Below are 24561 nucleotides of genomic sequence, written 5' to 3' on the forward strand. Positions count from 1 at the left end.
CTGCAAATCCCGGTAAGATACTCCACCTTTTAAATACTCTGAAACGATGGCTGACTTGTTTATATTATGATTCATCTTTCCACTGTTTATTTGTCAACCTATTTTAGGGAAAGTCAGTTGAAAAAAATGGAACGCTTTGCCGGCGTGAATACACAAACTTGCGCTTCGCCTCATCTAAAACTACGGCTGCTCATGGTTGGAGAAGGGTTGGGATTAGGTGACCGTTTGCTTATGTCGAACTCTCGTTAATGACATTGGTCAATCCAGGCCATTATTATTTTTAACACCATGCAACGTAGTGAAACAAAAAGTAGTCTAATAGATAAATAAACTTAAAATGATGAAAACTTACCTTGCACTATTATTAATTGCCTGCTCAAGCACGGTTGCTTTGGCCCAGGGCAATTCGGATAAAACTCCTTATCAAACCAAATCATTAGCTAATGACGCTATTAAGGATGTATTTGTAAAGACATCGGGCGGCAGTATTTCTGTTAGCGGAGGAGGCGAATCACCCCGTATTGAAATCTATGTACGCGGCAATAATGGCCAGGAGCTTTCAAAAGAAGAAATTGACAAACGCCTTAGTGATGACTATGAGCTTAATGTTTCTGTAAGTAATCACGAATTACATGCAACTGCAAAAAGAAAGCATGAAGGAAATTTTAACTGGAGAAGGCAACTGAGCATTTCTTTTAAAATATTTACGCCAAGGCAAGTTGCTACTCATCTAAATACCAGCGGCGGAAGTATCCACCTGGACAATTTAACCGGTGCTCAGGAATTTAGCACCAGTGGCGGCAGTTTGCACATGGATAACCTGGCTGGTCTGATAAAAGGCGAAACGTCAGGCGGTAGTATTGATGTTAGCAATTCAAAAGATAATATCAACCTTGAAACAAGCGGCGGAAGCATCCGTGCAAAAAATTGCCAGGGTAAAATAAAGCTGGAAACATCAGGTGGTTCATTACACCTTGAAGCATTAAATGGTTCAATTACTGCTAACACAAGTGGAGGCAGCATCCAGGCAAATGATATAAAGGGTGAGTTAATTACCGGCACATCTGGCGGCAGTGTTAATTTATCAGCCATGGCCTGCAGCCTTAATGCATCTACAAGTGGTGGCAGCATGCACGTAGATATGCAACAGTTAGGAAAATACGTTAAGCTTGATGTTAGCGGAGGGCATGTTGATCTGAAGCTTCCCTCAGGCCAGGGCATGACCCTTAATTTGTCTGCAAGTAAAATAAATACAGCCCACATAAGCAATTTTAGCGGTGAGTGGGAAAAAGACCATGTAAAAGGTACTTTAAACGGGGGCGGGGTGCCGGTTAATGTTGATGCCAGCGATAACCTGACTATAAGCTTTAATTAGTAGATTCAAATAGTTTTGATCAACGGTTCTGATGTGCTAATGGTGGCATATCAGAACCGTTTTTTGTTTTATCCCCATCATAGGTTTTAACTTCAATCAAATCCGAAATCGGAATTCCGAAATCCGAAATCAAAAACTACTGTCCGCAGGCGTAACACAGGGTGTTCGTTAATGATACAGTTATAATTAAAATTAAAATACAATTAATTGATTTGCAATATGTTATATAATTGGTATGTATTTTAAACCTATTATTAAAAAAACGAACAATACACAAGGGGATTCTAATGGCAGTTAGCAAATCCCCACCAATAAATTAATTAGATGATTAAAAACTTTATAATAACAGCCTGGCGAAATTTGAGGAGAAACAAAGTATTCTCGCTTATAAACGTTTTTGGATTAGCGGTTGGATTAACCTGCTGTATGCTTATAAGCGCTTATTTATACCAGGAATTAACATACGATACTTATTCTGCAAATGCTAAACAGCTGTATAGAGTAGGTTTGCGTACCGATGCAAATGATGCCAATAATTATCCGAATGTTGATATAGCAGTAGGGCAGGGCATAAAAAATGCGTACCCCGAAGTGCTGGCTACCACCCGCTTGGAAAACCGTGGACCGGTATTTGTAAAATACAATGATAAGCAGTTTAAGGAAGAGAAAATTGTACTGATTGATTCAAATTTTCTCCAGTTATTTTCAATCCCCTTATTAGAAGGTGATATTAAAACTTCGCTTACCGAACCCAATAGTGCAGTTATAACAAAAGCTTTTGCATTGAAGTATTTTGGTAATTCATCAGCTCTAAATAAAGTTCTGACCATAGCGGATGTACCTACCAGGATTACCGGTGTTATTGATAAAGTTCCGGATAACTCGCATTTTCATGCTGATGCGTTTATGAGTATCTCAACTTTTATAACTGCTTCAACAAAACAAACGTGGAGCAATATTGGCTATTACACCTACCTGTTGCTAAACAAAAACGCTGACATCAAAAAACTGGAAGCAAGTTTCCCGCAGCTGGTAACCAAACATGTGGTGCCTGAAATTCAGACTGACATGGGGGTTAGCCTGGCCGAAGCTCAAAAATCTGTAAATACCTTTAAGTTTTTTTTACAACCTATAACTGACATTCACCTGCACTCGGCAACCAAATATGAATTTGAGGCCAATGGTGATATTCACTATGTGTACATATTTGGCGCCCTGGCATTATTTATTTTACTGTTAGCCTGTATCAACTTTACCAATCTTTCAACTGCAAGCTCGTCAAAACGCTCAAAAGAAATTGGGATCAGAAAAGTATTAGGATCCGAGAAAAACAAGCTGGTTTCGCAATTCCTTACAGAATCTGTGATGCTTACGGCCTTAGCAATGCTTTTTGCACTGGGTATAATTTACCTGTTGCTGCCATATTTTAATAATCTGGCCGGCAAACACATTAACTTCGGATTTTTCCTGAATTACCAGGCTCTGATTTTAGAAATTACCCTTACAATATTTGTTGGCGTGGTAGCGGGTATTTATCCTGCATTTTTCCTATCGTCATTTAAAATCCTGGCAGTGTTAAAAGGGAATAGCGTGGCTCAAACTGCAGGCAAAGGTGGATTACGCAGCAGCTTAATTGTGTTTCAGTTTGCTATATCAACTGCACTTATTATAGCAACCTTTGTGGTTTACCAGCAACTGCATTATATGCAAAACAAAAAATTGGGTTATGATAAAAACCAGGTTTTGGTAATTAACGATGCCTACACGCTTGGTAATAATATCAATGCTTTTAAACAACAGCTTTTAAATGATAACAGAGTGGTAAATGCTACTATATCAAGCAGTGTGCCTGGTTATAATGGGGGCGTTGATGGCACACAAATTTATGCCAAAGATGTTGCTGATAAAGGCACCCGGTCTGAAATCCACACAAATATTTTTCATGTGGATAATACCTATATCCCAACATTGGGCATTCAATTAATTAAAGGGCGAAACTTTTATCCGAATGCTCCCGGCGATTCGGCTTCGGTTATTATTAACGAAGCAGCTGTACGCGATCTGGGTTGGGGAAATACTAATCCGCTTGGAAAAACAATTATTCGCTCGGGGCAGCGGCATTTTACAGTTGTTGGGGTAGTAAAGGATTTCCACTATACATCGGCCAAACAAAAAATTGTTTCATTAATGATGTTGAGCGGACATAGTACAGGGTCAGTAATAGTTAAAATAAAAGCTGCAGATGTTCATACACTTGTAAATGATATTAAAAACCAGTGGACCGCTTTCAATCCTGGCGGCGTGTTTAACTACACATTTTTAGACCAGCAATTTGCTTCGCTATACAACACCGAGGAACGTACCGGGCAAATATTCACATCATTTGCTGTTATCGCTGTAATTATAGCCAGCCTTGGCCTGTTTGGTTTAGCAGCGTTTATGATCCGCCAGCGGGTAAAAGAAATAGGGATCAGGAAGGTTTTAGGTGCAACATCGGGCAGCATTACAGTAATGCTATCAAAAGAGTTTTTAAAGCTGATAGTTATTGCATCGTTAATTGCTTTCCCGATAACATGGTATGCCATGAGTAAATGGTTACAGGATTTTGCCTACCGGATAGATATTCAATGGTGGGTATTTGTACTGGCGGCAGGTATAGCTTTATTGGTAGCTACAATTACAATCAGCTTCCAATCAATTAAAGCAGCCCTGGCAAACCCGGTGAATAGCCTGCGTTCTGAGTGAGGTTGGTCATTAGGCACTAGTCATTTGTGGATTAGACTAATTATCCAATAATACAATTTACAACCTCAAAGCACGAATGACTAATGACAGCGAAGCGAATGACAAATGACTAAATACAATGATAAAAAACTACTTCAAAACCGCGTGGCGGAATCTGGTAAAGAATAAATTTTATTCAGCAATCAATATTGCCGGACTTACTATAGGCATGGCAATCGGGATGCTTATTTTATTATGGGTACAGGATGAGCTAAGCTTTGATTCTTTTCATACAAAAACAAAAAACATCTACCGTGTTAATTCATTTTTGGGAAGCGGGAGCACCAAAAGAATTTGGGATAATGCACAGGCGCCGGTAGCAACTTATGCTTTAAAAGAAGTGCCTGGTGTTAAAAATGCGGTACGTATAACCCATGCCTACAATAGCGTTTTTGGTTATAAGGATAAGCTATTAAAAGAAGAAAATGCAGCATATACCGATCCTTCGCTTTTTAGGATGTTTGATTTTAGATGGATAAAAGGAGATGCCAAAAATCCATTCCCTAATAATCAGTCTGTAATCATCACACAATCTACAGCGAAAAAGTATTTTGGGGAAGAAGACCCTATAGGGAAAGTGTTACAGCAAGATCATAAGGACAATTATACAGTGAGCGGTGTAATTGCTGATTTTCCGGATAACTCAAGCATAAATTATAATATGCTGTTCTCAATGAACCTGGTAGCCAGGGAATATAACGGCAAGGGTTTCTGGAAATCACTTGATAGCAACTGGGGTAATTTTGGGTATACTACTTTCTTTGAAATTCAACCCGGTACGCCTATAAAACCCATTGGGGAAAAACTGATCCGGATCCAGGCAAAAAATGCACCATGGATAAAGGTGAATTTAAAGGAGAATGCCTATCAGTTACAACCACTTTCAACAATTCACCTGTACCAGGCAGATGGCACAGCATCAGGAATGCAAACGGTTAATATATTTTTAATTGTTGCTGTTTTAATATTGCTGATAGCCTGTATCAATTATGTTAATCTTTCAACCGCCCGGTCGATGATCCGCGCAAAAGAGGTAAGCATCCGTAAAATTGTAGGCGCTCAAAAAACACAACTGTTTGCACAGTTTATTATTGAAACAGTTCTGTTTTTTGGTATCGCGCTGGTATTTGCATATGTCTTAATTACCCTGCTAATGCCATATTATAACCAGATCTCGGGAAAACACATGCACCTTAACCTTGCCGATCCCGCAGTATGGAAAATAGTTTCGGTTACTGTTATCGGTACATTGCTGGCATCATCTATCTATCCATCTATATTGTTATCGTCTTTTGAACCATTAAAGGCATTAAAAGGGAAAATAACATTAGGCGTGGGTAATGTTACTTTCAGGAAGATATTGGTTACCACCCAGTTTGTTTTTTCGGTTACCCTGATAATTGTTACCCTGGTAATTGGCAAACAATTAAAATATATCCGTGAAAAAGACCCGGGTTATGACCGTTCGCAGGTTTTCTCTTTCAATATGGGCGAAATGCAAAAACACCAGGATGTGGTTAAAGCTGAATTAAGAAATCATCCGGGGATTGAGGCTGTAACTTCATCGGATAATAACCTGGTAAATAACATGCATACCACTGCAGGTGTAAACTGGGATGGGAAAGACCCTAATGCCGGTATCGTTATACATCACCTGGGGATAGATGAGAAGTTTATCCCGTTGATGAAAATTAAATTATTGGCCGGAAATAATTTTTCGGGTGTAAAATCAGACTCAGCCCGTTTTATCTTAAACGAAACAGCCGTTAAATTAACCGGGATAAAAAATCCCATTGGTAAACGCCTGAAGTTACAGGAAACCGAGGGAACCATTATTGGAGTTGTAAAAGATTTTAATACAGCATCGTTAAAAGAAAGGATTGAACCTACTGTAATTTATTTTGAGCCTAACGGTCGTTTACTTTATGTAAAAACCACCGGTAAAAATGCCGCCAAAGCCATTGCTGCGGCTAACCGCTTATGGAACCGGTATAATCCGGGTTTTCCCTTTGAGTATAGCTTTATGGATGAAGAATATGGCAACCTGTATAAAACCGACCAGCGAACAGGCATTTTATTTAACCTTTTTTCTGCAATCGCAATTATCATTTCATGTCTTGGCTTGTTAGGATTAGCAACATATACAGCACAGATCATGACAAAAGAGATCGGGATCCGCAAAGTACTGGGTGCGAGCGTATCCAGTATAGTAACCCTGGTTTCGAAAGATTTTTTGAGGCTGGTTTTGCTTTCTATCGCAATAGGTTCGCCAATTGCATGGTGGGCTATGAATAAATGGCTGCAAAATTTTGTTTACCGGATCGATATTAACTGGGTGATATTTCTTTTGGCAGGTTTAATGGCTGTAGGAATTGCATTGATAACTATCAGCTTCCAGTCAATAAAAGCGGCCATTGCAAACCCGGTGAAGAGCCTGCGTTCCGAGTAAGATTAGTCATTGGGCATTAGTCATTTGTTTAACCGGATGATTAATCAAAATGACCAATGACACAGCTTTAAGACACTAATGACCAATGACACAATGACTAATGACTAAATAAAATGATAAAGAACTATTTGAGGAGTGCTTTCAGAAATATCAAAAGGCACCCGTTTATCTCATTCATCAACATATTTGGCTTAACCGTGGGGTTAACCTGCTGCTTGCTTATTTTGGCTTATATTATAAATGAGCGCAGCTATGATAAATTTAACAAGAACGCTAAGGATATATACAGGGTAACCCGGATCTTTTACACTGCGCCGGGAGTTGAAAACCTGCACCTGAGCGCGGTTGCGCCGCCCTTTGGCCCTTTGCTTAAAAATGCATTTTCTGACATAAAAAAAATGACCAGGATGCTGCCAAACGGAACAGTTGCCTTAAAGTACAACGACAAGCTTTTTAATGAAAAGAATGCCGTTTTTGCTGATGAGAACTTTTTCGCGCTGTTTAATACACCGATAGTAAAGGGCGATGCTAAAAACGGTTTGCTTAACCCTTACAGCATAATGCTCTCAGAGGATATGGCTAAAAAATATTTTGGCGATGAAAATCCAATAAACAAATCCATTTTACTGGATAACCCAAAGCATGATTTTAAAGTGACCGGTGTTTTCAAGGCATTCCCGGCTAATTCGCATATGCATCCTGAAATATTAATGTCATTTAATACTCTAAAGGATTCGGCTATTTATGGTGAAAAACAATTGCAAACTAATTATGGCAACAACTCATTTTATACCTATCTGCTTTTCCCTAAAGATTACAATGTTGAACGGGTTAAAGCGCAGTTACCTGATTTTCTTGATAAATATGTCAGTTTCCAAGGTCTGCCCGGGAACCTGAAAACCCACCAGGTAACAAAGCTGGAACTGCAAAATTTGACTGACATTCACCTTAAGTCGCACCTTGATGATGAGATTGAGGAAAACGGCGATGTAAAACGCGTATATATATTTTCAGCAATTGCTCTCTTTATTTTGCTGATAGCCTGTATAAACTACATGAATTTGTCTACTGCCAGGTCGGCCTTAAGGGCAAAGGAAATTGGGATCAGGAAGGTAATAGGAGCACAGCGGAAAGAGATCATCAGCCAGTTCCTAAGCGAATCGGTATTAATTACCTGGATGGCGCTCATCCTTGCTGTTATATTAACGCTTTTACTAATACCATTTGTAAATAAGCTGTCCAGCCAGTTTTTATCGTTCAATAGTTTGCTGCAGTGGAATATTTTATTGCCGTTAATCGCGCTTCCGTTTGTTATCGGGTTGATAAGCGGTATCTACCCGGCAATTTTTATGTCATCATTTCTACCTGTAAAAGTTCTGAAGGGAATAATAAAAACAGGATCGGGTGGTATTTCTTTCAGGAAGGTGCTGGTAGTAGTACAGTTTTCAATTTCTATAATTTTAATTGTGGCGACAACTGTTGTGTTTCAGCAGCTCCAATACATCCAAAAATTGGCGTTGGGTTTTAATAAAGATCATATTATAACGATGAATTACCCGAATGCCTTAACCAAACAATATGAAGCATTTAAAAATGATTTAAAAAGAAACACAACCGTTAAAGAAATAGGCATCTCATCCCGCATTCCATCCGGGCGCTTACTGGACGATCAGAATGCAAAGATAATAGAGGGGGGATCATTGCAACCCATCAAAATCGACCTTAAATATATCACCGCCGATTATGGTTTTATTCCAACCTATGGCATGCAAATGGCAGCAGGACGGAACTTCTCAAAAGCTTTTGCGAACGATACCAACAATTTTATTATTAATGAGGAAGCAGTAAGGGAATTTGGCTGGAAAACAGCTGAAAACGCATTGGATAAGGATATGGTGTATGGCAGTACCAAAGGAAAAATAGTGGGAGTAGTTAAAGATTTTCATTTTGAATCGTTGCATCAGAAGATCATCCCGTTATTATTTAGTTTGCCGTCGCCTAACAATTACTATGGTAAAATTTCGATAAAGGTTGACGGCAATAATACCAAAGCCGCAATAGCTGCTGTTGAACAAACATGGCACAAATACCTGCCCGAAACACCATTTGATTTTACTTTCCTGGACGAACGGTTTGGCCAGCTTTACAACAGTGAACAGCAGCAGGGGAGTCTGTTCACAATATTCTCGTGTATTGCTATATTTATTGCATGCCTTGGCTTGTTTGGTTTATCGGCCTTTACCATAACACAAAGGGTTAAAGAAATTGGTGTGCGCAAAGTATTGGGTGCCAGTGTTCCGCAGATAGTTACCGAGCTTTCCAAAGATTTTTTAAAGCTTGTTTTGATAGCGATGATAATTGGGTTACCTGTAGCTTTTTTTTCAATGAATAAGTGGTTTTTAGGTGATTTTGCATTCCGCATTGACATTAGCTGGTGGGTATTGTTGATGGCGGGTGTAATAGCTCTGATTATCGCTTTTTTTACCATAAGCTTTCAATCAATTAAAGCAGCACTGGCAAATCCGGTGAAGAGTCTGCGTTCCGAGTGAGAGTAGTCATTGGTCATTAGTCATTAGGTCATTTGTTTAGGCGGGTGATTAGACTACAATATCCAATGACACAATTTATAACCGTAATACACCAATGACTAATGACAGCAAAGCGAATGACTAATGACCAAATAACATGATACGAAACTATTTAAAAAGCACCATCCGTAATATTATGCGAAATAAATTTATTTCGTTTATAAATATTTTCGGCCTTACAGTAGGTTTAACGTGCTGCCTGCTTATCCTTTCGTATATTATTAATGAAAAAAGCTACGACTTATTCAACACCAATGCCAAAAACATTTACCGTGTAACGCGTACTTTCTATGCTGCTGATGGAACGGCGAGCCTTCATACAGGTTCAGTAGCTCCCCCCTTCGGGCCCTTGCTCAAAAATGCCTTCCCCGATATTGAGCAAATGACAAGATTATGGCCCACGGGGTCGGTTACGCTAAAATATGGCAGTAAGCTTTTTAACGAAAAAGATGCTTTTTATGCAGAAAAAAATCTGTTCTCAGTTTTTAGCATTCCGGTTTTAAAAGGCGATGCTAAAACAGCCCTCGCTGACCCATATAGTGTTATGCTAACCGAAAGTATGGCAAGAAAGTATTTTGACGGCGCCGACCCGATGAATAAAACTATTCAGCTTAATGGCAACAAGCGCGAGTTTAAGGTAACCGGTATTTTTAAGGAACTTGCCCCAAACTCCCATTTCCATCCCCAGCTACTGCTATCATTCAATACACTTAATGATACCAGCGTTTACGGCCAGATACCTCTGACAACAAGGTTTAACCATAATGCTTTCTTTACTTATTTGCTTTTTCCTGAAAACTATAATGTAGCCCGAATTGAGTCGCAGCTTCCATCGTTTCTTGATAAATATGTCCACTTAAATAATTTACCCGGTAATACCAAAACGCATCAGGCTACAAAGCTCGACTTGCAAAAGTTAGCCGATATACACCTTTATTCCCATCTTGATACAGAAATAGAGCCAAACGGAGATATAAAGAGGATCTATATATTTTCGGCTATCGCGTTGTTTATTCTTTTGATAGCGTGCATTAACTACATGAACCTGTCGACAGCACGGTCTATATTGAGGGCAAAAGAGATAGGCGTAAGAAAGGTGGTAGGGGCACTGCGAAAGGAAATTATCTGGCAGTTCCTGAGTGAATCAATTCTGATATCCTTTATAGCTTTGGCGCTTGCATTTGCAATTAGTGTACTGGTTGCGCCGGTCATTAATAAAATATCCGGTAATAACTTTTCAATAGATGTGCTTCTGCAATGGAAGGTTTTGTTGCCGATGTTTTTTCTGCCATTTGTAATTGGCCTGATAAGCGGGGCGTACCCAGCCTTGTTTATGTCATCGTTTTTACCGGTTAAAGTACTTAAAGGAATATTTAAGGTTGGCTCCGGTAATATTTCGTTCAGGAAAGCACTGGTTGTTACCCAATTCTCTATTTCAATAATACTGATAGTTGCAACCGCTGTGGTTTACCAGCAGTTACAATATATGCAGAACAAAAACCTTGGTTATAATAAAGACAATATTATTACAATGGACTACGGCCCCGGTTTTGTTAAACGATATGAATCCTTTAAAGCCGACCTTTTAAGAAACCCGGCAATAAAGAAAATTGGTAAATCCAGCTACATTCCATCTGATCGTATTTTAAGCGCATCAGATGCTGCGGTAATGCACAACGGTTCGATGCACCAGGTTAAAATCGAGCTTAAATTTGTACAGGCAGATTATGATTTCAACTCCACCTATGATATGCATATGGCTGCCGGACGGGAATTTTCGAAAGCATACCCAACAGATACAGCTGCCTACATAATTAACGAACAAGCTGTTAAACAACTGGAATGGAAAACAGCCGAAAATGCGATTGGCCGTGATATAAGTTACGGCGGCGTAAAAGGCAAAGTTATCGGCGTTGTTAAGGACGTGCAGTTTGAGTCGCTGCACCAAAAAGTGATACCCCTGCTTTTTCAATTACCCAGGTTTGATTATTTCGGAAAGCTTTCTATTAAGGTAGACGGGCACAATGTGCAGGCGGCATTGGCGATGATAAGCAGCGTATGGAAAAAGTATCAGCCAGACACGCCGTTTGAATTTTCTTTTCTTGATGATAAGTTTGCTAAACTCTATAGCGCAGAAGAAGAGCAGGGCACATTGTTCACCATATTTTCGTGCATAGCAATCTTTATAGCTTGCCTCGGATTATTAGGGCTATCAGCCTTTACAATAGGCCAGCGGGTTAAGGAAATTGGCCTGCGCAAAGTGCTGGGTGCAAGCGTGCCACAAATAGTTGTAGCGTTATCGCGCGATTTTTTGAAGCTGGTGATAATTTCTGCACTGATAGCCATACCTGTAGCATGGTATGCCATGAACACGTGGCTGCTTGATTTTGCATTCCGCATCAGTATTAGCTGGTGGGTATTGGCAATGGCAGGTGTAATAGCATTGATAATAGCTTTTGTTACCATAAGCTTTCAGTCAATTAAAGCGGCGTTGGCAAACCCGGTGAAGAGTCTGCGTTCGGAGTGATTAGAGGCTAGAAATCAGAGATTAGGTTTTAAAAAGCATGTTATAAAATTTCGGCTATGAGCTATGAACCATCAACAATGAACTATAAATAGAACCATCAACAATGAACTATAAATAAACCAACTGTCATGATAAAAAACTATTTTAAGATTGCTTTCAGGGGATTTTGGAAGCACAAGCTGTTTACATTTATAAATATAATTGGCTTATCAATAGGCATAAGTGCTTCATTAGTAATTTACCTCATTGTTCATTACGATCTTTCTTTTGATAAATTCCATAAGGATAGCGACAGGATCTATAGAGTTGTAAGTAATTTTAGCTTCCAGGGTAACCCAAGCTATACTCCCGGCGTTTGCGGCCCGTTAGCTGAAGCCATTAAAAGCCAGGCAACCGGGGTTGAATTAACTGCTCCACTTTTTACGCTAACCCCTGATGTATTTATTGCCGGAAAAAAAAATATTCCAACAAGATTTAAGGCCCAGGATAAAATTGTACTGGCGGACCAGGCATACTTTAAAATATTTAATTACGTGTGGCTCGCCGGCTCGTCCACCAATGCGTTAGATGCACCCAACCATGTTGTATTAACGTCGGAGCGCGCAAAGCTTTATTTCCCATCGTTGTCTTATGATCAGATGATAGGCAAAACTGTTACATATGATACCATTAAAACAACTGTTACAGGCATAGTACAAACGATAACAGAAAACACCGATTTTGCTTTTCATGACTTTATATCTTTTAGTACAGGTACAGCAAATAAGGATTTGGCCGATCAACTGGGGTTAAAAGAATGGGAAAATACAAATTCAGCCTCGGAGGTTTTTATCAAATTGTCGCCAACCGCTTCTGCAGCAAATGTTGAAAAGCAACTAAATACAATATTAAAGAAAAGCAGCCCGCCGAGACCCGAATTAAAAGGAAGCACCCACGCATTTAGCCTGGAGCCACTAGGCAACATTCACTTTAGTGAAAAATACGGAACATTTGATTTTAGCTCATCAGCTAATAAAACCACGTTATATGGTTTATTGGTAATAGGCGCATTCCTGTTGCTATTGGGATGTATAAACTTTGTGAACTTAACCACTGCTCAAGCAACTCAAAGGGCAAAGGAAATTGGCATCCGCAAAACTATGGGTAGCAGCCGCATGCAACTGGTTATACAATTTTTAAGCGAAACTTTTTTTATTACCCTGTTTGCAGTTATTATTTCGATGCTGCTGGCCCCGTTAATATTGAAGCTATTTGCTGATTTTATAGCCCCGGGCATTAAAGCTGATTTTATTCATCAACCTAATATTATCCTGTTCCTTATTGCGCTCACTATCATTGTAAGCTTCTTATCCGGTTTTTATCCTGCGCTCATGCTGTCGGGATATAAACCTGTTTTAGTACTAAAAAATCAGGCACAAAGCAATAGCAATAAAACCAGGAATGCCTGGCTTCGTAAATCGTTAACAGTTTCGCAGTTTGTTATAGCGCAGTTTTTTATAATGGCAACGGTTTTGGTGAGCAAGCAAATTTATTACGCATTGCATAAAGACCTTGGCTTTAAAAAGGATGCCATCATTTTTATACAAAGCCCCTGGAAGACTCGCAACATGGACCGAAACATTACATTATTAAACAAACTGCGTTCCATACCGCAGGTTGAAATGATAAGCATTGGCGGGGCGCCTCCGTCGTCCGGAAATACCAATACCACTGCGGCCGTATATATGGATGGAAAAAAGGAAATAAGAACCGGCGTAGAATTGAAAAGTGGCGATGAGAATTTTATTAAGTTATATAAGATCAAGCTGCTTGCAGGCAGAAACATAAAAAAAAGCGACACCTCAAGGGCGTTCCTGATAAATTATAAATATGCCCAAATACTTGGTTTTAAAAATCCAAATGATGCCTTAGGCAAACAGATTATTAAGTTTAATGGTGATCATAAAATGAAAATTGTTGGTGTTGTTGCTGATTTTTATGAGCGGTCATTGCAATCGCCTATTAATCCTTTGGCTATTCTTTTTGGTAAGGACACCTATCAAACCGGGACATTTCATATTGCATTAAAACCTCAAACCGATGGTGGCAACGAGTGGAAGAAGGCTATTGCGACAATGAGAAAGCAATACAAGGAAATTTACCCCGACGATGATTTTGACTATCATTTTTATGATGAATCAATAGCCAAATTTTATGCCGGTGAGCAGCATACTGCAACCTTGCTCAACTGGGCTACCGGCTTATCAATATTTATCAGCTGCCTGGGCTTACTTGGTTTGGCTATCTACACAACCAACCAGCGAACCAAGGAAATTGGCGTGCGCAAAGTGCTCGGTGCTTCGGTTACGCAAATAGTAACCTTACTATCGTCAGAGCTGGTGTGGCTGATACTGCTGGCGTTTATACTGGTAACGCCAATAGCATGGTATGCCATGAACAAGTGGATACAAACTTATGCCGACAGGACCCCGATAAGCTGGTGGATCTTTGCAGCAAGCGGCGCGGGGATGCTAATTGCAGCGGTATTTACTTCGAGTTTTCAAACAGTTAAGGCCGCAATTGCAAACCCGGTAAAGAGTCTTCGTTCGGAGTGATTTTTTTTAGTCCGAAAGTCAGTAAAGTCCGAAAGACCGTAAGAAAGATTGCTACATGAGGCTTTCGGACTTTACTGACTTTCGGACTTTCGGAATCCCACAACTGTATCATTACCGAACACCAGGTGTTACACTTACGAACATATTCGTACACTAATACATTATATAAATATCTGATTATTAACAATTTAAATATTTGGTATGTATTTTAACCGTTTTGTATCACTAAGAATTTTATCATGCTTAAAAATTACTTTAAAATAGCCTGGCGCAACATAGTCCACCATAAAGCGTATGCCGCCATTAATGTTTCTGGCTTAACGGTTGGTATTGCCGCCTGCTTACTTATATATGTTGTTGTTCAATACGAGTTGAGCTTTGATACCTTTAGGCCAAATTACAAAAATATTTACCACGTTGTCACCCAGGAGAAACGCGAAGATGGGTTTTCCTATAATCCGGGCATCCCTATCCCCTCAACAGATGCTTTAAGGCTTGATTTTCCGCAGGCAAAAGTAGCAGCGATAAATTTAAATTACGGCAGTCAAATAACAGTACTTAGTAATGTTTCAAATAGCGCTGCCAACAAAAAGTTCACTGAAAATTTGGGTGTAATGTTTATGGAGCCACAATTCTTTGACATTTTTAGTGCTGCATGGTTAACCGGTGATAAAAAAGTACTTGCAGAGCCCAATATGGCTGTTATTGATAAAAGTACGGCCATTAAATATTTCGGCGATTGGAAAAACGCCATCGGCAAACTGCTGAAAATGAATAATGTGCTCACTTTAAAGGTAGCCGGCGTGATTGAGGATGCACAGCCAAACAGTGATTTCCCGCTGAAAGTACTGGTATCATTCATAACCTGGAAACAGCACCCTAATGATTATGGATATGTTAACGACTGGCATTCAGTAAGCAGCAATCACCAGGTGTTTATGCAATTGCCTGCTAACGAATCATTTATCAGGGTTAATGAACAGCTTAAAACGTTTAACCACAGGCATTCAGGCGATAAGGGCAGAGTTGGCCGGGTGCAATTTTTACAGCCCTTAAGCGAAATGCACTTTGATACCCGCTTTGGGGGCTCCCTTGGCGACCATATGACTACGAAAGCAACATTGCGTACGCTGTCACTTATTGCCATACTTATTATTCTAATGGCTTCCATTAATTTTATTAACCTGTCAACGGCACAATCTGTAGGGCGGTCGAAAGAAGTTGGGATCCGTAAAGTATTAGGGAGCAGCCGGGTTCAGTTAATAAGCCAGGTTATGGGCGAAACAACAATTATCGTTATAGGCTCGGTATTGCTGGCTATGGTTGTTGCAAAGCTTGCATTACCCTATCTCAAAAACATCGCCAGTGTGCCGGACAGTATCAGTTTGCTTAGCGTGGGCAGCGCGCTGTTTTTGCTATTAGTAACCGGCATAGTAATTCTTTTATCAGGCCTTTATCCTGCATTAGTGGTATCGGGTTTTAAGCCCGTATTAGCGCTTAAAAATAAGATCACAGCTGCTTCAATAGGTGGGATCCCGTTGCGCAGGGGGCTTGTGGTAATGCAATTTGCCATTTCGCAATTACTGATCATCGGTACCATCATCGCCATAAAGCAAATGAATTTTGTTAATGAGGCCGATCTCGGGTTTAATAAAAGTGCGGTGCTGATAATTCCCGGCTATACCGATAGCATTAGCCTGCGTAAAATAGAACCATTTAAGCAACAGCTAATGCAAAATGCCGCGGTTAAGTCGGTAAGTTTTGCTTCGGACGCACCATCGTCAGAAAATAACTGGGGTACAAACTTTTATTTTGATCATTCGACGAAAGAAAACGGCATCACCACATTTTTGAAATATGGCGATGCCGATTATTTTAAAACCTTTGGATTACGGTTTATTGCAGGTAAAGGCTATGACCAAAGCGATACAGCCAGGCAGGTTGTAGTAAATGAAACTTTTATAAAAAAGCTTGGCATTCAGCGTGCTGAGGGTGCGTTAGGCAAAACTGTAAGGTTAGGCGGCAATAAAGCATTTTGGGCTCCTATTGTTGGCGTTGTTAAAGACTTCAAAACCAATTCGTTAAGAGAAGAAGTTAAACCGATAGTTATTTCTCCGCGAAAAAACTTCGAATCGCAGCTTGCTATTAAAATAGAAACGAAAAATCTGAGTAACACCGTAGCAACTTTACAAAAACAATGGGAAAATATGTATCCCGAATATGCCTACAATGGCTTTTTCCTTGATGAAAACATAGCTCAATTTTACAGGCAGGAGAACCAGCTGGCCCTGGTTTATAAAATATTTGCGTGTATAGCCGTATTTATTTCATGTTTGGGCCTGTATGGGCTGGTATCATTCATGGTGGTACAAAGAACCAAAGAAGTTGGGGTACGTAAAGTATTGGGGGCTTCGGTAAAGAGCATAGTCTTCCTGTTTTCAAAGGAGTTTGTAATACTGATATGTATCTCGTTTATGATTGCGGTTCCTGTATCATGGTACCTGGTGTCGGGCTATCTTCAAACCTTTGTTTATCGGATCTCCATAAATGTTGATGTGTTTTTACTGGCTCTGGTAGCTTCAATTATACTGGCATGGGTAACAGTAGGTTATAAAGCGGTAAAAGCTGCATTGGCAAACCCGGTATCGAGTATGAGGAGTGAATAAAGTCATTGCTCATTGTGTCGTTAGTCATTGGTGGGGAAATCGCTTGACTAAGTACACCAATGATTAATGACAGCGCAGCAAATGACGTAATGACCAAATAAAATGATAAAGAATTATTTCAAAACCACATTACGCAGCCTGTTAAAAAACAGGGGTTACAGCTTTTTAAACATCACCGGTCTGGCCATCGGGATAGCTTGTGCCTCACTGATATTTTTATGGGTGCAAGATGAGCTTACCTATAATAGTAATTTCAAGAAGAAAGACAACCTGTACACTATTTATGAGAATCAAACCTATAGTGGAAAGGTCAGCACATTCCATGCTACCCCCGGGCCAATGGCAGAAGCTATCAAATCCGAGATCCCTGGGATAAAGAATGCCGCAATATTGTCAAATTATGATCAAATGGTTTTTGCACTTGGCGATAAAGCGATAAATGAGAAAGGCGCTTATGGCGATCCCGAAATATTCCCAATGCTTGATCTGCCATTTGTTTTTGGCAATGCATCAAATGCTTTTCATGAGCTGCACGCCGTTGTAATTAATGAAACCATGGCTAAAAAGTTTTTTGGCGATGCTAGTCCTATGGGAAAATCCTTAAAAATGAACAATGAACAGGATTTTACGGTAACAGGTGTTTTTAAAGATCTTCCTAAAAATTCAACTTTTCAGTTTCACTGGCTTGCACCACTAAAAAATATAGATCATAAACAGCCATGGATGCAGGTTTGGGGTGCTAACTGGGCACGTACCTATGTTGAGCTGGAGCCCTCTGCTGATGTTAATGCGGTTAACAAAAAATTACGCCACTACATAACCACAAAAGCCGCCAACAATACTACGGAATGCTTCCTGTTTACTATGAACGACTGGAACCTCCATGATAGTTTTACCGATGGTAAAAGGGATGGAGGCGGCAGGATAACCTATGTGCGCTTATTTGCCATTATAGCTTTCATTATTTTAACTATTGCCTGTATCAACTTCATGAACCTTTCTACCGCACGGTCTGAGCAACGGGCTAAAGAAGTTGGTGTGCGTAAGGTAATGGGCGCAGGGAAGAGTAAGCTGATAGTCCAGTTTATTGGCGAAGCGGTTATTATGTCGTTTATTGCTGTTCTGGTAGCTATATGTTTTATTTATTTGGCCTTGCCATCATTCAATAACCTGGTACAAAAAGAACTGGCTGTTAATATTTTTGAGCCTGCCCATATTATATATTTAATTGCGATTGGCCTTATAACCGGTTTATTGGCAGGAAGCTATCCGGCATTTTACCTATCTTCATTTAATCCAATTGCTGTATTAAAAAATATAAAAATAAAATCGAGCACCAGCTCCGGCCTTATCAGGCAGGGCCTGGTGGTTATGCAGTTTTCTGCATCTATTATACTGATAATTGGCACCGTTGTTATTTATCAGCAGATCCAGCATGTAAAAAACAGGCAGCTCGGATACAATAAGAACAACCTGATCTATATTAATACGCAGGGCAAAATGGCCGACAATTTCACCAGCGTTTACAACGACCTTAAAAAATCAGGGGTTGTGGAAGATGCCGCTTTAAGCAGTGACCCTGTATTGCAGATAGGGAGTAATAGCGACAATTATAAGTGGGATGGAAAAGACCCTTCAAAAAATCCGTTGATCAGCTGGGAAAATGTAAGCGCGCAGTTTATCCCGACAATGGGGATGAAGCTTGTTGCAGGCAAAAATTTCAATGCCAATGCATCATCAGATAGTAATAATGTAATCATAAACGAAGCATTTGCCAAACAAATGGGTAAAGAAGGCCGGGTAGGCGGGATTATACGTGAGGGTGATAACAAGCAGCGTATTATAACCGGCATTGTGAAAGACTATTTGTATAATGATATGTACACATCAGGCGCGCCATTAATGTTATACAATCACCCGGAAGGTACCTATATTTTAAGCATCCGGGTTAAACAAAACGTTAATATGCAGGATGCTTTGGCTAAGATAGGCTCAATTGTAAAAGCGGATAACCCCGGATATCCTTTTGAATACCAGTTTATTGATGACGACTTTAACCAGTTATTTAAAACAGAAACCTTAACAGGCACATTAGCAGGCGTTTTTGCGGGGCTGGCTATATTTATATCATGCCTGGGATTGTTTGGGCTGGCTGCATATACCGCTGAACGCCGGATTAAAGAAATTGGTATCCGTAAGGTACTGGGCGCATCCATAGCAGGCCTTACAAGCTTACTCTCAAAAGACTTTTTGCAGCTGGTGGGGATTTCATGCTTAATTGCTTTTCCGGTTGCCTGGTGGGCCTTAAATAACTGGCTGCAAAGCTATCAGTACAGGGTAAGCATCCACTGGTGGGTTTTTGCTACAGCAGGCGTTATGGCCATAATTATAGCACTGGCAACAGTAAGTTTTCAAGCCATAAAAGCAGCGTTGATGAACCCGGTGAAAAGTCTTAGGAGTGAGTGAGGTTAGTCATTGATCATTGTTTGGACGGATGATTAGATCAAATATCAATGACATAATTTAATGCCTTAAGGTATAATGACTAATGACAGCAAAGCGAATGACTAATGACCAACTAAAATGATAAAAAGCTATATTAAAATTGCCTGGCGCAGTATGATGAAGAATAAGTTCTTCTCCATTGTAAATATTTTCGGTTTGGCGGTAGGGCTTACCTGCTGTATGCTGATAGCGCTATATCTGCATTATGAAACCAGCTATGACAATTATCACAAAAACATTGATAACCTGTACCAGGTTGGCACAACAAACATAAAAAAAGGTGAAAAGGATGATAAGGCCCCTTATACTTCTCCGCCGGTTTCTGCTGCTTTAAAACAGGAATTTCCGGAGATTACAGCAAGTACAAGGTTGTTGAATTTATTTACTGATGATGTAAATCTTGTTCAATATGCTCCGGCCAATGGGGATAAAAAATCATTTTTAGAAGGACACGGTTTCCTTGCCGACTCTTCTTTCTTTAAAATGTTTACCTATAATTTTATTGAAGGTAACGCCCATATCGCGCTAGCAAACCCTAATTCGGCGGTGATATCAGAAACTATGGCAAAAAAGATCTTTGGCGATCAACCGGCCATTAATAAGGTGCTGCACATCAGCAGTAACATGAATGCCGACAATGATTATACGATAACAGGAGTTTTTCGCCCGGTAAATAGTCCGTCGCATATTGATGCCAATTTCTTTTTATCATTTGCAGGTGGCGGCATGGACAAATATCTCCAAAAACAGGGAAATGATTTTGCCCGTAATAATATGTTTTACACCTATATTTTATTAAAGCCGGGTACTAATGCAGCGAGGCTTGAAAGTAAGTTTGCTTATTTTGTTAAAAAATACGAAGCCAATGACCTGAAGCGCATGGGGCGCAATAAAAAGCAATTCCTTGCTTCTGTTAAAGACATCCATTTAAGCAAGGATCTTACTTCAAATGTAACTGCCCCCGCAAGCAGGACTTATTTATTTATATTAGCATCAATAGCCCTATTTACCTTATTGATTGCCTGTATTAATTTCATGAACCTGTCAACCGCACGGTCATCAAAACGATCATCAGAGGTAGGAATAAGAAAGGTTTTAGGGGCTGAAAAAAGCTCCCTTATCCGCCAGTTTTTGGGCGAGTCTGTTTTAACTACTTTTATAGCATTCCTCATTGCTGTGCTATTTACGGTTTTACTTTTACCTGTGTTTAACCAGGTTTCAGGTAAGCAAATAATTCTGTCATTTGCTGCAGATAAATTTTTGTTTTTATATTTCCTGCTGATGGCATTGGTAACCGGCCTTATAGCAGGAAGCTATCCTGCGTTTTACCTGTCATCTTTTAACCCGGTTAAGGTTTTAAAGGGTAAGCTCACCAATTCGCTGGCAGTAGTTTCAATCCGTAAAGGCCTTGTGATCTTCCAGTTTATCATTTCGGTTGTGCTCATCATAGCATCGGTGGTTATAGCCAGGCAAATGAATTATATGCGCACTGCCGATCTTGGCTTTGCAAAAGATCAGCAAATTGTGATCCCGCTCCGGACAAACGACTCAAAGGCTGTTTATGGCGCACTTAAAAACGGGACAAAAAGCAGCACACAAATTATTTCGGTAGGGGCATCGGCTTATTATCCCGGGATCACTAATCCAAGTGATGCAGTTTTCTATAGAGATGGCCAGTCGATGAATGATGCCAAACATACCCGCTTAAATTATGTAGACGAAGACTTTTTACGAACGCTGGATATTAAAGCGGTATCCGGCAGATTGTTTTCTGCTCAATTTAAGTCGGACACGGGTAACCGCATCATAGTCAATGAAACAGCCGTAAAAGAGCTTGGATTGGCAACACCACAAAAAGCTATTGGCCAAAATATCCATTATGACTTGCAAGGAAAACAATACAGCACTCAGATAGTGGGAGTTGTGAAAGATTTTCATTACGAAGACCTGCATTCGCCCGTTACACCGTACGGGTTTCAATTGGTGGCTGACAAAAGCCAATATAACTACCTTATAGTTCATGCTAAATCCGGCAATATGACACCGGTATTAAAGATGATAGAAAATTTATGGCATAAGTACGATCAGAATGACCCATTCGAGTACAACTTCCTGGATGAGCAATTTCAAAAGAACTATGATGCAGATAACAGGCTTGCAGCAATTGTAGGCTACTTTACGATTATAGCTATACTGATATCATGCCTGGGCCTGTTTGGCCTTGCAGCATTCAGCGCCGAACAACGAACAAAAGAGATTGGCGTACGCAAAGTTTTAGGAGCAAGTGTAAGCACAATAGTTTCGCTGCTTTCTATTGATTTTTTAAAGCTGATAATCGTATCTATAATTATTGCCTCGCCAATTGCTTGGTGGGCAATGGATAAGTGGCTGCGGGGCTTTGCTTATCGCAAACCAATAGACTGGACAATTTTTGCTTACACAACCATCATAGCTATAATAATAGGCGTACTTACCATCGGCTCGCAAGCCTTGAAGGCGGCTGTTGCGAACCCGGTGAAAAGTTTGAGGAGTGAGTAAGCAGTTTGGCAGTTAAGAAATAAAAATATCGAAGCGCAAAGTAATGACTAATGACCAAATAAAATGATAAAAAATTACATCAAAACTGCCTGGCGCAGTTTGCTCCGGAACAAAAGCTACACAACCATAAATATTATTGGCCTGGCAATAGGAATTGCAGCCTGTTTGCTCATTTTCCTGGTTGTGCATTTTGAAACCAGCTTTGATAATTTCCATTCAAAAAAGGATCGGATCTATAGAGTGGTTTCGGCATCCCAAACTCCAAACGGTTTTAGTTTGGGGAGTGGTGTACCGCTTCCTACTGCCGAAGGGCTACGGACGGATTTCCCGCAAATAAAGGATGTTGCAGCAATATTCCGTTATGGCGGCCATTATACTGTAGATAATAAAAAAGGGCAGGCCGTAAAAAAATTTAAAGAAGATGATGCCTATTATACAGAGCCGCAGTTCTTTAACATTTTTGATTTTGGATGGCTTGCGGGTGATAAAAAGACAGCACTGTCTGAGCCCAACACCATTGTTTTAACCCAGGATGAGGCAGAAAAGTTTTTCGGAAACTGGCATGATGCTATGGGAAAGGTTATTAAATATGAAAACAAAACCAGTCTTAAGGTAACGGGTATTTTAAAAAACTTACCTGCAAATACTGATTTTCCAATTAAGATAGCTGTATCGTACGCAACTATAAAAGAAAAAGGCAGCAATTTTTATGGTAACCTCAATGACTGGGTAAGCACTTTCGGCACGCACTATGTTTTTATGGTACTGCCTGATAATATGAATGTAAGCCTGTTTAATAAAAACCTGGAAGTGTTTACCAAAAAACATAAACCGGCCGAATATGCAAAGCAGGGTTTTCAGTTACAGGCTTTAGGCGACATGCATTACAATACTGAAGTAAGTATTTTTACTTTCCATCCTTTCGGCAAGCAGCTTTTAAGCGCCATCAGTTTAATCGGGGCATTTCTATTAATAATTGCCTGTGTAAATTTTATCAACCTGGCAACAGCACAGGCTGTTAACAGGTCGAAAGAAGTAGGGATCAGAAAAGTACTTGGCAGCAACCGCAAGCAACTGATATTTCAATTCATCAGCGAAACATTTATTATCACGCTTTGTGCAGTAATATTGGCTATTGGCTTTGCCGAAATTACTTTACCTTTATTAAACAAGTTACTTGAAATTAAGCTTAGCGGTGCTTTCCTTTCCGACTCAACAATATTGTTATTCTTATTCAGTGTTATTATTAGCGTTACCCTTCTTTCAGGTTTATATCCGGCTATGGTGCTGTCGGGCTTTAACCCCATTGCTGCACTTAAAAACAAGGTGGCCTCAGCCCGCACAAGTGGGATCTCCTTACGCCGGGCACTGGTGGTATTACAGTTTTGCATAGCACAGGTTTTGGTGATAGGCACATTGGTTATTATCCACCAGATGAATTATTTCAGAACCAAATCATTAGGGTTTGAAAAAGATGCCATACTTACGGTTCCTTTTCCTGGTGATAGTATCAGCAAAACAAAATTAAATTCACTACGGGATCAGCTAATACAGCAACCGGGGATAAAAGATGTTAGCTACAGTTTTACAAGCCCGTCAGACAATGATAGCTGGAGCAGCGATTTTACTTATAATAATTTAGGCAAAAAGACAGATTTTGCTGCCAATTTAAAATGGGCTGACGCTGAATATTTTCGCCTATATAAGTTGCAATTTCTTGCCGGACAAGCCTATGCAAAAAGTGATACCATTCATTCCTATATAGTAAACCAAACTCTGTTAAAGAGATTAGGCGTACATGATCCTAAAGAAGCGATCGGGAAATATATTAACCTATGGGGAGATAAAAAGAAAACCGCGCAAATTGTAGGCGTAGTAAAAGATTTTAATGTAAGCTCACTGAAAGAGGAGATCCCCCCGGTTTTAATGAGCTCGTGGAAGGACGTTTACCAGGTAATTAATATCAAGATACAGCCTTCAAATATCAACAGTACACTGGCCTCCGTTGAAAAGTTATGGAACAGTAATTTCCCTGATGGCCTGTATGAATATCAATTTTTAGATGATAAAATAGCTGAATTTTATAAAAGCGAAGATCAGCTATCCACCTTGTACAAAATATTCGCCGGTATAGCTATATTTATATCATGCTTAGGCTTATACGGGCTGGTTTCATTTATGGCGGTGCAACGCACAAAGGAAGTTGGCATCCGTAAAACGCTGGGTGCATCAGTAAGCCATATTGTTTATCTATTTTCAAAGGAATTTACACTGCTTATTTTAATAGCTTTTGCCATTTCGGCGCCAACAGGCTGGTATTTTATGAATAAATGGCTGCAAGCCTTTACTTATAAAGTAAGCCTGGGGCCGGAAATATTCATTTTGGCTATACTGGTATCAATTGCTATTGCATGGATAACTGTAGGATACAAAGCTATAAGGGCAGCATTGGTGAACCCGGTGGAAAGTCTTAAAAGTGAGTGAGGTTAATCATTGGTCATTAGTCATTAAGTCATTTGTTTAGGCGGATGATTA

General features: G+C 39.8%; 10 protein-coding genes. All 10 read left to right on the forward strand.

What is annotated here, in order from left to right; all coding sequences use genetic code 11:
• Nucleotides 1–337: 337 nt before the first annotated feature.
• The 10 genes from JWQ54_RS21515 to JWQ54_RS21560 all read left to right on the forward strand — a co-directional run bounded on the left by JWQ54_RS21515 (nucleotide 338) and on the right by JWQ54_RS21560 (nucleotide 24510).
• The gene (locus tag JWQ54_RS21515) at nucleotides 338–1375 is read left to right on the forward strand and encodes a DUF4097 family beta strand repeat-containing protein (RefSeq protein ID WP_299589198.1); all 1038 of its coding nucleotides are present in this window, start codon (nucleotides 338–340) and stop codon (nucleotides 1373–1375) included.
• 324 nt (nucleotides 1376–1699) lie between these two features.
• On the forward strand, nucleotides 1700–4120 hold the full coding sequence (locus tag JWQ54_RS21520) for an ABC transporter permease (RefSeq protein WP_299589201.1): 2421 nt from the start codon (nucleotides 1700–1702) through the stop codon (nucleotides 4118–4120).
• 118 nt (nucleotides 4121–4238) lie between these two features.
• A complete protein-coding gene (locus tag JWQ54_RS21525) occupies nucleotides 4239–6608 on the forward strand; it encodes an ABC transporter permease (protein WP_299589204.1) in 2370 nt (789 codons plus the stop codon).
• Nucleotides 6609–6721: 113 nt separating this feature from the next.
• The gene (locus JWQ54_RS21530; RefSeq protein ID WP_299589206.1) at nucleotides 6722–9157 is read left to right on the forward strand and encodes an ABC transporter permease; all 2436 of its coding nucleotides are present in this window, start codon (nucleotides 6722–6724) and stop codon (nucleotides 9155–9157) included.
• Nucleotides 9158–9293: 136 nt separating this feature from the next.
• Nucleotides 9294–11723 (forward strand): ABC transporter permease, encoded by a 2430-nt coding sequence (locus JWQ54_RS21535; RefSeq protein WP_299589208.1) that lies wholly within the window; start codon nucleotides 9294–9296, stop codon nucleotides 11721–11723.
• 128 nt (nucleotides 11724–11851) lie between these two features.
• Entirely contained in the window at nucleotides 11852–14317 is a 2466-nt protein-coding gene (locus JWQ54_RS21540) for an ABC transporter permease (RefSeq protein ID WP_299589210.1), read from the forward strand.
• Between the two features lie 239 nt (nucleotides 14318–14556).
• A complete protein-coding gene (locus JWQ54_RS21545; RefSeq protein ID WP_299589212.1) occupies nucleotides 14557–16983 on the forward strand; it encodes an ABC transporter permease in 2427 nt (808 codons plus the stop codon).
• Nucleotides 16984–17085: 102 nt separating this feature from the next.
• A complete protein-coding gene (locus tag JWQ54_RS21550) occupies nucleotides 17086–19449 on the forward strand; it encodes an ABC transporter permease (RefSeq protein WP_299589214.1) in 2364 nt (787 codons plus the stop codon).
• Nucleotides 19450–19566: 117 nt separating this feature from the next.
• A complete protein-coding gene (locus tag JWQ54_RS21555; protein WP_299589216.1) occupies nucleotides 19567–22026 on the forward strand; it encodes an ABC transporter permease in 2460 nt (819 codons plus the stop codon).
• 63 nt (nucleotides 22027–22089) lie between these two features.
• Entirely contained in the window at nucleotides 22090–24510 is a 2421-nt protein-coding gene (locus tag JWQ54_RS21560; protein ID WP_299589219.1) for an ABC transporter permease, read from the forward strand.
• The last annotated feature ends 51 nt before the right edge of the window (nucleotides 24511–24561 follow it).

This window comes from Mucilaginibacter sp., assembly GCF_028288225.1.
In the GTDB taxonomy this organism is placed as follows: domain Bacteria; phylum Bacteroidota; class Bacteroidia; order Sphingobacteriales; family Sphingobacteriaceae; genus Mucilaginibacter.